This is a genomic window from Desulfatitalea tepidiphila (assembly GCF_001293685.1).
Classification (GTDB): Bacteria; Desulfobacterota; Desulfobacteria; order Desulfobacterales; family Desulfosarcinaceae; genus Desulfatitalea; species Desulfatitalea tepidiphila.
On record NZ_BCAG01000001.1, the window covers coordinates 571,060 to 584,334 of the forward strand.

The 13,275-nt window shown below is 61.5% G+C and carries 12 protein-coding genes; all 12 read right to left on the reverse strand.

Annotation, left to right across the window (positions count from 1 at the left end; translation table 11 throughout):
* Window positions 1–57: 57 nt before the first annotated feature.
* The gene (locus DFT_RS02510) at window positions 58–480 is read right to left on the reverse strand and encodes an iron-sulfur cluster assembly scaffold protein (RefSeq protein ID WP_083453274.1); all 423 of its coding nucleotides are present in this window, start codon (window positions 478–480) and stop codon (window positions 58–60) included.
* 21 nt (window positions 481–501) lie between these two features.
* Window positions 502–1,395, reverse strand: a complete 894-nt coding sequence (gene rnfB / locus DFT_RS02515; RefSeq protein WP_054029654.1) for an RnfABCDGE type electron transport complex subunit B — start codon at window positions 1,393–1,395, stop codon at window positions 502–504.
* 12 nt (window positions 1,396–1,407) lie between these two features.
* The gene (locus DFT_RS25385) at window positions 1,408–2,361 is read right to left on the reverse strand and encodes an electron transport complex protein RnfA (protein WP_054029655.1); all 954 of its coding nucleotides are present in this window, start codon (window positions 2,359–2,361) and stop codon (window positions 1,408–1,410) included.
* A 1-nt stretch (window position 2,362) separates the two neighbouring features.
* Entirely contained in the window at window positions 2,363–2,986 is a 624-nt protein-coding gene (gene rsxE / locus DFT_RS02525; RefSeq protein WP_235506156.1) for an electron transport complex subunit RsxE, read from the reverse strand.
* A gap of 13 nt (window positions 2,987–2,999) precedes the next feature.
* Window positions 3,000–3,917 carry an FMN-binding protein gene (locus DFT_RS02530; RefSeq protein WP_054029656.1) on the reverse strand — a complete coding sequence of 306 codons (918 nt, stop codon included), beginning with the start codon at window positions 3,915–3,917 and terminating at the stop codon, window positions 3,000–3,002.
* Window positions 3,914–4,972, reverse strand: a complete 1,059-nt coding sequence (locus tag DFT_RS02535; protein WP_083453275.1) for an RnfABCDGE type electron transport complex subunit D — start codon at window positions 4,970–4,972, stop codon at window positions 3,914–3,916. The genes DFT_RS02530 and DFT_RS02535 overlap by 4 nt, the downstream gene beginning before the upstream one ends.
* The gene (gene rsxC, locus DFT_RS02540; RefSeq protein ID WP_054029657.1) at window positions 4,972–6,426 is read right to left on the reverse strand and encodes an electron transport complex subunit RsxC; all 1,455 of its coding nucleotides are present in this window, start codon (window positions 6,424–6,426) and stop codon (window positions 4,972–4,974) included. Before rsxC ends, DFT_RS02535 begins: the two co-directional genes overlap by 1 nt.
* Window positions 6,423–6,950 (reverse strand): 4Fe-4S dicluster domain-containing protein, encoded by a 528-nt coding sequence (locus DFT_RS02545; protein ID WP_054029658.1) that lies wholly within the window; start codon window positions 6,948–6,950, stop codon window positions 6,423–6,425. Before DFT_RS02545 ends, rsxC begins: the two co-directional genes overlap by 4 nt.
* A 33-nt stretch (window positions 6,951–6,983) precedes the next feature.
* Window positions 6,984–9,071 (reverse strand): molybdopterin-dependent oxidoreductase, encoded by a 2,088-nt coding sequence (locus tag DFT_RS02550; RefSeq protein ID WP_054029659.1) that lies wholly within the window; start codon window positions 9,069–9,071, stop codon window positions 6,984–6,986.
* Window positions 9,072–9,345: 274 nt separating this feature from the next.
* Complete coding sequence (locus DFT_RS02555; protein ID WP_054029660.1) at window positions 9,346–10,890, reverse strand: hypothetical protein; 1,545 nt, start codon at window positions 10,888–10,890, stop codon at window positions 9,346–9,348.
* A 4-nt stretch (window positions 10,891–10,894) separates the two neighbouring features.
* Window positions 10,895–11,224, reverse strand: a complete 330-nt coding sequence (locus tag DFT_RS02560) for a hypothetical protein (RefSeq protein WP_054029661.1) — start codon at window positions 11,222–11,224, stop codon at window positions 10,895–10,897.
* Entirely contained in the window at window positions 11,217–13,235 is a 2,019-nt protein-coding gene (locus DFT_RS25390) for a universal stress protein (RefSeq protein WP_083453276.1), read from the reverse strand. The genes DFT_RS02560 and DFT_RS25390 overlap by 8 nt, the downstream gene beginning before the upstream one ends.
* Window positions 13,236–13,275: the final 40 nt, after the last annotated feature.

Genomic DNA, 13,275 nt, shown 5'->3' on the forward strand with positions numbered 1-13,275 from the left:
GCTTGGCGTGTGGCATCGGCCACCTGCCCCACACGGGCCGGGTCTAATGAATAGCATTCAGTTAGAATCGCTGGTCGTTTTCCAGCCGGCTTGCATGTAGTTGTCGATGGCGGCGTGCAGGGTTTCGGCGGCCAGACTGGCGCAGTGCCAGTGGTCCCGCGGCAGCTCCCCGACGGCCCGACGGATCATGGCCGCGTCTATATCCAGGATCTCCTCGGCCGTCTTGCCCCTGGCCAGGTCCACCGCGGCCCAGACGCAGTTGAAGCTGTGGGCGCATCCGTTGGTCCACGGCGAGCCCTGCACCACGCGGTCGGCTTCGAACTTGAGGCGGATCTCCATCACATCGCCGCAGCTCCCCACCACCCGGGCGCCGCCGTCCGGCTCGTCCACATGGGGGTTGAAGCAATAGTAAAAAACGAACCACACCAGGGTGACGATCAACAGGATACCGACCCCAAGCACGAGGTTCCATGGGTTCATGAACGGCGGCTCACGTTAAGGTTACAGTGCCAGGGCTTCTTGCTCGGTGGGCTCATGGCGTTTTTCCACCTGGAACAAGGGCTGCCGGCTGTGGGGTTGAATGGCGTGCACCATGAAACAGGCCTTGATGCAGGCCTCTTCGCACTTGGGCCCATAGGCCAGGCACTTCTGGTGATCGATGCGGATCACGCCGTCGACCAGGCCCACGGCCTCGGCCGGGCAGGCCCGCACGCACGACATGCAGTGCATGCACCCCGCCGCGCAGATCTGGTGGGTGACCTTGCCGGGGTCCCGGCTGCTGCAGCGCACGATGGCGCGGGCCTTCTTGGGGACTAGGGTGATCAATCCCTTGGGGCAGGTCTTCACACACTGGCCGCATCCCACACACGTCTCTTCGTTGATCACCGGGAAATGGTTCTCGTCCATGGCAATGGCCTGGAACGGACAATTGGCGGCGCACTCGCCGAAACCGACACACCCGAATTGACAGTCCGTGGGACCGGCGAAGGCCAGATTGGCGCCCGAGCAGACGCCGTAGCCGATGTAATCGTATTTCTGGTAATCTTTACGAATCGACCGGGCGCAATGCACTACCGCCACGAGGTCTTCGACGGCGCCCATCTGTTTTCCGGTGATGCGCGCCACGGCCTCGGCCACGGACGCCTTTCCCGGAAAACACAAATTGGGTGGCACGTCCGGATCCGTTACCACGGCCTCAGCATACGCTTCGCACCCGGCGAAGCCGCAGCCGCCGCACTGGGCCCCGGCCAGGACCTCTTTGACCGCCTCCACCTTGGGATTGATTTCCACTGCGAATTTGTGGGCCGCCAGGGCCAACCCGATCCCGAAGAACAGACCGATGCTGGCCAGCAGGGCGATGCCACCCAAGGCCAGTTTGATATACAAAGGATCCATGTTGCTCCTCTTTCAAAAAATCGACATGCCGGAAAAGCCCATGAACGATAGGGCGAACAGTCCGGCCACGATGAATGCGATGGGCAGCCCCCGGTATGATGTGGGGACATTGGCAAAATCGAGCCGTTCACGCACCGAGGACATCAAAAACAGGGCCAGCAGGAATCCCAGCCCGGCGCCCAGGGCCAGCATCAGGCTCTCGATCATGTTGTATTCGTTGTCGGCCAGAATGAGCGGAACGGCGATGACGATGCAGTTGGCGATCACCAGCACCAGATAGACGCCGAAGGCCTTGAACAGGGCCGGATTGATCTTGCGAAGCACCGTGTCCACCGCCTGGACGGTAAGCGATACCAGGCCGATGAAGACGATGATCTGCAGGTAGTCCAGGCGATAGGGCTTGAGTACGAACTGGTAGAGGAACCACGACATCAGGGAAGCGAAAACGATGACGAAGGTGAAGGTGATCCCCATGCCGACGGCCGTGCTCTTCTTCTGGGAGGTACCGAAAAAGACGCACAGGCCCAGGTACTTGGAAAAGACGAAGTTCTGGATGAGCAAGGCGCCGATCAGAATGCTGACCAGGTATCCAAAATAGGGCTTGGATACGGTGACGCTTTGGGTGCCCAGGTTGCGGCCTTCGGAGACGATCTCCTTGGCGACGACCTGGTGGGGCTGATCCTGGTTGATGGGGTCGACCAGGGTGAGGGTCAGGCGGCTCCGATCCGGACTGAGGCGCACGCTGGCGATGTCCAGGAGGATATCGGGGTCCGGCTTTTCGTTGACCGTGAAATGGCTGGGGTCTTCCGCCCACGCCGGGTCCACCGGGCCGGCGAAGGTCAACACGATCCGGTCCGTCTCCTCGAATTGCGCCGCCTTGATGAAATTGGGCGCCTCGCACCCGCCGATCCACAGCGTGGCGATGATCAACATGAGCATCCAGAAGGCTTTTACATCATGTTTCATGTCACGATCCTCGCTTCGCCCGCCGGTTGTAGAGCGTTTCAACATAATTGAACATCGCCATCATGAATCCGACCAGGAAAAATCCGGCCGCCGGCAGCACGAAGAAGAGCATGGGCCGGAACCCCAATACATCGTATCCCAGGAGGGTGCCCATCCCCATCACCTCGCGCACCGCGCCCAGGGTCGCCATGCCGAACATGAAGCCGAACCCCATACCGACGCCGTCCCAGAAGGAAGCGGCCACGGTGTTGCGGCAGGCGAACACCTCCAGGCGCATGGTGATGATGGCAAAGGCCACGATCAGCCGCACGAAGATGCCCATAGCCTTGTACGCCACCGGCAGATAGGCCGCCAGGACCAGGTCGATGACGGTCACCCAGGTGGCGATGGTCAGCGTGTAGGTCGGAATGCGGATGCGCGGGTGAATGTGGTCTTTGATCAGCGCGATGGTGCAGCTCGAAAAGACCTGCACAAACAGCACCGCCACCCCTAGCAGCAAGCCGTTGGCGACCGTCGTACTGATGCCCACGGCCGGGCACATGCTCAGGGCCAGGCGAAAAATGGGGTTTTCGTTGAGCAGGCCGTTGACGACCAGCTGCATGTTGGTTTTGGTGGTTGCAGCCACGATCGGTTCCTTTCTAAAACAATACCTTTACATCGCCATCGGCCAGGGCCTGGTCGAGGACTTGAATGCGGTAGGCGAACTTTTTCACCATGGCCTTGACCCCGTTGGTGACGGCGGCACTGGAAATGGTGGCGCCGGTCAAGGCATGGATGTCCTGGTCCTTGTAACGCTGCCGTATGTCGGCGGTTTCGCTTTCCGAAAGGCCGCTGTTCCGCAGGCCCATGGATTTGAGATAATGCTCGTAGTCGGCCGGCAGCGGCTCCTTGATGACCGTGAGGTGCTTGAGTTTTTCGAAGGTTTTGCCCACGAACTGGTTTTTGAAATAATCCTGGGTGATCTCGCCGCCCAGGCCGGGGTCTTCCTCGTGCTCGATGACCTCCAGGCCCAGCAGCTGAAAGTCGGCGTCCAGGGCCACCATGGCCTTGATGAAGGTCTTGAACCCGGGAAACTCGCCGGGGAGCAGGTACGCCGTCCGCCGGTCGCCCAGGCAGGCGATGATCATGGTGTCGGCGAAGTCGGCCTCGGCCCCTGGATCGAGGATGCCGGCCAGGGCCTTTTTACGGTCATCGGCGGAGAGGGCCGCCTCGGGCGTGAGCGCCAGTTCGTGGCGGTCGAGAAAGTCTCCCTTCAGATCGAGTTCGACCCACACGTACCCCGGGCCGCCGCCGCTGCACCGGGCCGGGAGCATATACCCCATGCGCATCGTCTCATTATGCTTTACGATGTAACGGTGGACCTGGTGCAGTTGGAGCTCGGGCGCCGCTGGTCGCTGGGGACCGTAACCGAGCAGGCCGAGCATGGTCTGCTGCACATTGAGATGTTCGTTGTGCTGTTTGGCCTTGGCCGTAAAGATGAATGTGGTGCCGATCACCAGGCCGGCCAACAGACAGGACAGGGTCAGGGCGATGGTGATGCGGATGATCTCTTTCATTGGACCGCCCCCTGGGAAAATCGTTTCGGCTTGAAGAGTTGGTCGATGGCCGGTGTCAGCGGGTTCATCAGCAAGATGGCATAGCAGACCCCTTCCGGGTAGCCGCCCTTGAGCCGGATGAGCACGGTCAAGGCGCCGACGCCGATGCCGAAGACGATCTGTCCGGCGCGCTGATTCGGAGAGGTCACGTAGTCGGTGGCCATGAAAAACGCCCCGAGCATCAAACCGCCGGAAAGGACCGCGATGATCGGATCGCCGGTAAACAGCCGCTCACCGCCGAAGATCCAGGTGAGCACGCCGGTCGATGCGATGACCGACACCGGGATGTGCCACCGGATATACCCTTTGAAGATCAGGTAGAGACCCCCGAGGAGAAGCAGCAGGGCCGACGTTTCGCCGATGCAGCCGGGCATGGCGCCGAGGAAGAAGTCTTTGTAGACCGTCGCGCGGGAGCCGAACTGTTCGAGCATGGCCGCCATCCCGTAATGTTTGAGCACGTAGAGGGGCGTGGCCGAGGAGACCGCATCCACGGCGGGGCCCGTGTGTTTGAAGATCGCCCAGTCCCGGATCGGGGAGAGCCAGGACGTGGTCATGGCCACCGGATAGGTGGCGACCAGGAAGGCTCTGCCGATCAGGGCGGGGTTGAAGATGTTGAAGCCGAGACCCCCCATGATGACCTTGGTGACGAAGATGGCCATCACCCCGCCGAACACCGGCGTCCACAAGGGAACGCCCGGGGGGATCACGTAGGCCAGCAGCACGCCGGTGATCACGGCGCTGCCGTCCTTGACGGTGACGGGGCGGCCCAGGAGCCTCTGGGCGATCGCCTCGGTGGCCACGCAACTGATCACGCTGACCAGAGTGATGATCAGAGTCTGGAAACCAAAGACGAATATGGAGAGGAGCAGCGGCGGCATCAGGCAGGCGACCACGGTCCACATGATCCGCGATACGGTCAGATCGCTTTTCAGATGGGGCGATACCGATACCAGCAGGTGGTGCCCGTCGGCCCCGTCGCACGATTGATGGGGTATGGTAGAGTGGTGAGTTGCCATTATCCTGCTTTTCTTATCTGTTCGCGGGCCTCTTTGAGCTTACGGGCCTGGTTGATCTCGATGCGGGCCAGGCGGATGAACTGCACCAGGGGGCGCTTGGCCGGGCAGGCATAGGCGCAGCTGCCGCATTCGAAACAGTCATCCATCAAGCCGAAGGGTTCGGTTTCGGCGCCCCGGCCCGCCTCGACATAGATGCCGATGGTGTTGGGTTCCAGCCCCATGGGGCAGGCATCCAGGCAGAATCCGCAGCGGATGCACGGGCCGAAGGCCTGGGCGTCGACCTCCTCGTGGCTGAGGAACAGGACCCCGGGCGTCGTTTTGGTGATGGGAATGTCCAGGTCGGACACGGCAAACCCCATCATCGGGCCGCCGACCACGACCTTGCACAGGTCCGGCGTGGTGCCGCCGAGGTAATTCACGATTTCCGAAATAGGGGTACCGATTTTGACGCGCAGGTTGGCCGGTCGCGCGATGGCCCGTCCGGTGATCGTGATGACGCGTTCGGTCAGGGGTTTGCCCAACGCCACGGCATCGTAGACCATTTTGGTGGTGTAGACGTTCTGGACGATGATGCCGATGCTCGAAGAGCGCTGGCCCGAAGGACGCACCCGGCCGGTGATGCTCTGCATGATCTGGTCGGCCGACCCCTGGGGATATTTGACCGCCAGGGGCTTGACTTCGATCCTGAAGCCGTCGTCCGCTCTGGCCCGGGCGATGGCCTCGTTCAAGGCGGCAATGGCGTCGGGCTTGTTGTTTTCCACGCCGATGGCGCAATAGGTGATGCCAAGCACCGTGAGGAGGATCCTGGCGCCTTCGACGATTTCCCGGGCATAGGTCACCATGACACGGTGGTCGCAGGTGATGTAGGGTTCGCATTCGGCGCCGTTGAGGATCAGGGTGTCGAGCCGGGTGCCGGGTTTGACATTGAGTTTCACGTCCGTGGGAAACCCTGCCCCGCCCAAGCCGACGATGCCGGCCGCGGCGATGCGCGCCTGGATCTCCTCCCTGGAAAAGGCCCGCCAATCCACCTCGCTGTATTGGGGCGGCACCGATTCAGGGTCGGTCTGGATGACCAGCGCCTGCGCCTTGCCCTCCTGATAGTGAAGGGCGTTTTCCACCCCCTGCACCATGCCGCCCACGCTGGCATGCAGCACGGCGCCGAGGCGGTTGCCCGTGTCGCCCACCCGGTCTCCTACGTTGACCCGCTCTTTTTTGTGCACCAGCAGGCGGAAGACCGCACCGGGATGGGATGCGGCCAACAGGAGCCCGTCGTCGATGGGCGCATCGACCCGGGGCGGCACGGAGACCTGACAGGGCGCGCCGACGTGCTGTTTTAAAAACAACGACACCTTGGATGGATCGGGCATCGTTTCGATGGGCAGCGCGCGGGTCAGGTCCTTGTTCTCCTTGGGATGGACGCCGCCCTTGGGGAAAGTCGCCAGTTGAGTTCTCATAACCGCACCGATGTCGCTGATAGGTTTCTTTCGAGCAATCCGTGCGCGTAGGCTTCGCGCGTCTTGTCGGAGAGTTCCTCGGGCCTGCCGAACGAGAGCGCATCGGTGGGGCAGACCGACACACAGGCCGGCTCCAGGCCCTGGTCGATGCGGTCCATGCACAGGTCGCACTTGATCGCCTTGCCCGTCTCGGAATTCCATTGGGGGATGTGCCACGGGCAGGCCATGATGCACGCCTTGCAGCCCACGCAGAGGCTTTCGATGATATAAACGAGACCGTCCTTTTCCCTGCGGCGGATGGCCTCGGTGGGACATGCCTCCAGGCACCAGGCCTTTTCACAGTGAAAACAGGGCACGAACACCGAACTCATTTTGGGTTTGCCGTTGACCATCTTGGGACCCAGGACCACGATTTTGCCCAGGGTCGCTTCCAGCGGAATATTTTTTTCCGATTTACAGGCAATCTCGCAGGCATGACACGCAATGCAGCGATTCGGATTGGTGGTAATGATGTAATCACCCATGATAGTGAATTCCTCCGGGAAACGGATGGGGTTTTATAGTTTTTTGACCGTGATCCAAGTGTGGTCCAGCGCCGGACTGCCACCGATCCTGTCATAGAGGCGCTCCTGAAGCAGTGCATCGGCCACCCCCTTACCATAGCTGCGTTTGCTGTCGATCTCCTTGTGCCCGAATCCATGCAGCATGAAGGCCGCTTCGGGGTGAATCAGGTCGGTGACGAAGGCGCGCATTTCGCCCTTGCCCGCGCCGGAGGCGACCTCGATGCGGTCGCCGTCGGCAATCCTCAGTTCTTCGGCCCGCCGTTCATTGATCCAGAGGCGATTCTCGGGCACCAGATGGTTGAGGTAAAGGTTGTTTTGCGTCATGACGTTGGTGTGGGCCACGCAGCGGCCGCACATCAGGCGGAACGCGTCCGGTTGACGGTCGAGCGGTTGATAGGCCGGCAGCGATGGGATCCCATGGCTCTCCATCAAGTCGGAGACCACCTCGATCTTGCCGGAGGGGGTCTTGAAGTTGATGCCGTCGTTGCGATCCCACCAGATGGCCTTGTCGCTCAGGGAGACGAAACCGGTCTCGTCGAAATCCTCGATCTTGATATCCAGGTCCGCCAGCTGGTATTTCCAGATATCCTCGGCGGTGTCGTACGGGAAGTATTGGCCGACGCCCAGGCGGTCGGCCAGCTGTTTGACGATCCACCACATCGGTTTGGTATCGAACCGCGGGCGGACGCAGGCGATGCGGCGATTGATGGCCGGTTTCAACCCGGATCCCATCTGAAGGGGATCGGAACGCTCCAGGAAGAACGACTCGGGCAGAATGACATCCGCCAGGGCCGTGGTGGCACCGAAATTGACATCGCTGGCCACGATCAGGTCGAGTTTCTGCAAGGCCTTCAAGTTGGTGTTGTAATCCGGATTGGAGAGCAGCGGATCGTAGCGGAAGGCGAACAGCACCTTGATCGGATAGGGGTCTTCGTGGATCACCGCGTGGGGGAACATGAAGCCCACGCCATGGGCCGGATCGGCGATGGGGAACTTGTCCTGGCCGCAGCCGTCGAAACGGCGTTTGTCTTCCATTTCGGGAAATTTCTGGGAAGAGAAGGTCCTCAGGCCGGCTTTGTACCCCGCGTCCTTGAGCCCCTTTTTGATGAAGAGCCCCCCTTTGCTCTCGATGCTGCCCATCAGGGCGTTCAGGATCAGGATCGAGCGGCGGAAGTAGACTTCGGTGGGGTGGTGCGAGCCGCGGTATCCGTAATGGAAGACCACGGCCGGCTTGACTCTGCTCACCTCCCGGGCCAGGCTGACGATCTCCGCGGCCGGAATACCGGTCTCCTTTTCGGCCCATTCCGGGGTGTAAGGATCCACGAATCGGCTCAGTTCGTTGAAGCCCTCCACCCAGCGTTTCACATAGGGGGCGTCGTAGAGCTTCTCTTTGATGATGACGTTCATCAGGGCGTAATTGAAGGCCAGGTCTCCACCCGGCCGGATCATTTTGTAATCGTGCGCCTTGGCCGCCGTGATCGTCACGCGTGGATCGATGTAGGTCAGTTTGGTTCCCTTCTCCAGGGCCGCCATGAAGCTGTTCATCGCCTTGATTTCAACCGATTCGAAGACGTTGCGACCATACAGCACCACGTGTTTGGCATGGGTCCAATCGGCATTGATCTGGCCGTCGGTGTAACCGATCATCGAACGGCAGGCCGTGTTGATGGATCCCTTGCAGACCGTGTCGTGGGTGAAGTGGTTGGGGGATCCGATGGCCTTTTGAAAGGACTTGGAGATATCGGAGATCAGGTTGGCCCGTTCGCAATACACGGCGCTCTTGGCTCCGTATGTGTCGAAAATCGCCTTGCAGCGATCGGCCGTGTAATCCAGGGCATCTTCCCAACTCACCCGTTTCCATTGACCCGAACCCCGTTCGCCTGTCCGGATCAACGGGGATTGGATCCGCTGGGTGTCGTTCAGGGCTGCCACCGCCGCCACACCCTTGGGGCAGACGCCGCCTTTCATGGCCGGTACGTGGGGGTTGCCCCGGATGCTGATCACCTGTTCGTTTTCCACCTCGACCTGGATCGGGCAACGCACAGAACACATAAAACACAACGTGTTGATATGCTTTTTCATTGCAACATTCCTTTTCGGTTCGACATCGGCACATTCGAGCGTATTGCTGTGTCCGGCGGTTAAGCATTCACCATGCCAGGGACCCGGCGGGCCGCATATTTTATTCTTTTGGTAGCATTTGTGCGTCCCTTTTGGTGGGGATGACCAGTAGCATGCGGAGGGATCATTGCGTTTCCGCAACCAATTCACCGATATCCGGCGCAATTTTGCGACCGTGCCCTCATGCCTCGCGGTGCCGGTCCATCTGGATTGCGGGGCCGGCGGTGGAGAAGGGTCAGAGCACGTTATGGCCCGGGTAGGTCAACAGGGCATAAACTGTCATGGCCAGGCTGAACCATTGCAGCACCCGGCAGCCGGCGCGGCCGATGCGCCAGGGGGGCAGGAAGAACGCGGTAAAAAAACCGCTGCAGACGAACATGGGGGTCAGCAAACGGACATTGTCGGGCCGCCAGGCGGCGATCAAGGCGACGAGCATCCAATACACCAGCATGGCCAGGGCCGTTGTTTTGAGGCGGTGCGGTCCCCACCACAAGGCGTGTCCCATGGCCGGGATGACCAGCAGGAATCCCACTGGCCCGAACCAGGTCCAGGGGTTGTCCGGTGCCCAGGTCAAGCGGTAGGCCCCGGCCGCGCCGCGCTCGCCGGCCCACGTGGCCACCGCTTGTCGATACACCAGGTCCAGTCCATCGACCAGGCCCCACCCGAAGATCCGATGTGCGGCGGTGTCCATGGCATCGGGCAGATGAATGCTCTGGAGAAGATATCGGGCCATGTTGGCCACGGCGCCCACGATGCCGCCGGCGTTGAAGGCCACCTCTTTTCCGGGCAATGCGCCCATCCACGGCAGGCCGTGCAGCAGGTTGTAGGAAATGCCGACCCCCTGACTGAATATCAGTACGGCCGCCAGGCCCACCGCGATATATCCCCAATGCCCGCTGAGGGACTGGAACCACAGGCGCAGGTTGTGCCGACGCGCGAGGACCAACAGGCTCAGCGCGAGCAGCACGGCCGGCATGAGGTAGCATAAGCGGCCGTCGGTGACCGAAAAGCAGGCGGCGGCGAGCAGCATGATGCCATCCTCCCGATGAGGCCGCTCGACCATGCGGAAAAGGGCCAGGATGACCAGCAGGGCCGCGGCGGCCGGCAGCAACTCGCTCTGGGCGGCCAGGTTCTGATGAACGAGCCGGGGCATACTCACTATAAGCAGGGTGGCCGTGATGGCCGTTGGCGGCCAGGCATAGCGGCGGGCCAGGGCATAGGTGCCGAGGGCGATGACCAGGTAGGCAGCGGAGTTGGCCAGCGGGAGGGCCACCATGGGCTGCCAATCGGCCAGGAAGATGATGTGGTTCAGCCCCGTGGCGGCGATGGCGGGCGAGATTTGCAGCAAGGTGAAAAACGACCCGTCGAGGTGGGCCAGCGCTGGATAGAGGCCCTTGAAGGTCACCGCTCCCCTGGTGATTTCGTTCCACACGGTGAAGGCGAACAGACACGCGCCGCCGCAGACGAATACAATGGCGGGCAGTGGGTGGAGACGTATGAAATTGGATGCGATCCGGAGCTGCTCACGCAGCAGCTTGCCGCGAAGGATCACCATTTTCGACGCCGGCATGGTCAGTATCAGCATGGCCACAAGAAGGAAGCGCTGCAGACCGAACAGCAGAAGGATCTGGGCGGTCCAACTCGAGAGCATCAGCATGGCCATGAGGCCGTAGGCGCCGGCTTCGGCCACCGTGTCGCCGCGATCGCGGAAATAGCCGAAGGCGGCCGCGGCGATGAGCAGGCTGAAGACGGTCATGGCGATATTGGCGATGACTGACATCCGGCTATTTGCCCGCGTCCTTCTGCGCCTTGAGGTGGTCGACGATGGTCTGCATGTAGTCGCGCATGTCGATGGCCAGCCGCCGGCACTCTTCACAGTAAACCTTCCGGAACATATAGCCGTGGGCCTCGTTCTGGTGGCGGAACCATGCGATGTATGGGGTCTCCTTGCAGAACTTCTTCCCGCTGTAGGCGGCGATGGGGCAGCCGGAACAGACCAGCATGTAGAAGATGCGGCACGGCGGGCAATCGAGCACCCCGCCATCGGATCCCTTGCCTTCGATGATGCGGTTCCATTTGCGCACGGATGCTTCCATGATCGAGATCTTATCCATGATCATCCTGCCTTTCGCGGTTGACTTCCGATTCATTCAAACAGGACCAGTAGCGTTTCATCACTTCGGTACAGCGGTAAATGCTGGGTTCGACTTTTCGTCGCTTGAACCTGGCGGCCACCTGGTTGACGTCGCAGTGCGTGCGGTCGCAAAGTTCTTCCAGGACGGCCCTGACCGAATCGGCCAGGGACTGCCGGTGATAGCCGCCTTCCAGTACCAGGACCAGGCGGCCCTGGCAGCAGGCGTCGCTGATCTGCATGACGATGCGCGTCAGGGCCGCGAATCCCTGGGCGGTGAGCTTCATGCCGCCCAAAGGGTCTTTTTTATGGATGTCGAACCCGGCGGCCACCAGAATCAGATCCGGTTTGAAGTCATGGGCGATCGGTGCGAGCAGCCGTTTGTAAAGATGCGCGACCTCTCCATCGCCCAATCCTTTGCGCAGGGGGACATTGATGGTGTAGCCTTCTCCGCGGCCGCGTCCCACCTCCAACAGGTGACCGGTTCCAGGAAACAGCGGATATTGGTGGGTCGAGAAGTAGAGTACCGAAGGGTCGTGTTCGAAGATATGCTGGATGCCGTTGCCGTGATGCAGGTCCCAATCCACGATGAGCACCTTGTCCATTCCCAGTTTTTCACGGGCATAGCGGGCGCCGACGGCCACGTTGTTGAACAGGCAGTACCCGTTGGCGCGGCCGGCCTCGGCATGATGGCCGGGCGGTCGCGCCAGGACAAAGGCATTGCGGATTTGCCCGGCAACGACGGCGTCGATGGCCGCAATGACGCCACCGGCGGCCATCGACGCGACCGCGAAAGAGGCGGCGCAGGCGTAGGTGTCCGGGGTCAACTGGGTATGGTCGTGTCGGGCCGTGGCCTCGATCTGGTGCACATAGGCCGCCGAGTGGACACGTATGAGGTCTTCTTCGGTTGCCGGGCGTGGCGGGATGCGTACCAGGGACAAGGCAGGCTCGAGACGGTCCAGCATTGCGTAAACGGCTTCCAGGCGGTGGTGGTTCTCCGCGTGTTCGGTTTCGCAGCGGTGCGCCAGGTAGAAGGGATCCCGGACCACGCCGGTCGGCGGTCGGGGGGCGACAGCCTCCTGGGCGGCTGCTTTCGTCACGAACGGAACAGGGACGGTGAGCACATGACAGGGGGCCTTGCGCAACAAGATCTCGGTGGTCGAGCCGACGATCAACTTGCCGATGGCACTGTGGTGGCGCACACCGACCACCACCAGATCGACGTTGCCGCCGCGCACCCTGTCGAGCAGCTCATCCTGGGCCGGACCGGTGGCCAGATGGGTGCTCACGGCCACCTCCGACACGATCTCGTCCCGCGCCATGCGCTTCAGTTGTTCATCAATCTGCTGCTGGAGCTGCGATTGCACCTGGCCGTAGGGACCGGTCGCCGGATCGATCATATCCACATGAACAGGGGATTCGATGGCATGCAGCACTTTCACCGAGGCTCCCAGGGCGTGTGCCAGGCGGCCGCCCCAACGAATCAAGGGGAGGTGATCCGGCGACAAGTCGCAACACACCCCGATCCGGCCGATCTTGTCGGGACCGCGGCCGGCGGGTCGCAATATCAGCACGGGGCAGGTCACAAGGCGCACCAGCCGTTCGACCACGGTGCCCAGAAAGAGACGTTTCAAGCGCGTGATGCCCAGGCTGCCGGCCACGATCAGGTCAATGGGATGTCCACGGCAATAGTCGACGACCGCTTCGACCGGATCACCGGAGACGATTGCAACTTGCATGGAAACCGTCGACGGCGGCATCAGCGCTGCGATGGCGGTTTCGCATTGGGCTCGCCGCGCCTGAAGGTCACCGCTGCGTTCGAATTCGGTGGTGGGATGGAGCGGGTCCGATGGCACGTGGATGGCATGCAACAGGCGCAGCCCGGCCCCTGTGCGCTGCGCCAGGCGGGCCGACCAGTCGATCAACGCCTTTGCGGCCGGAGAGAAATCGACCATGCAGAGGATGGAGCGGATGCTCGGGTTTGGGGCGCCCATGCCGATCCTCTATGAAAGGTTCATATGAATATATTAACTA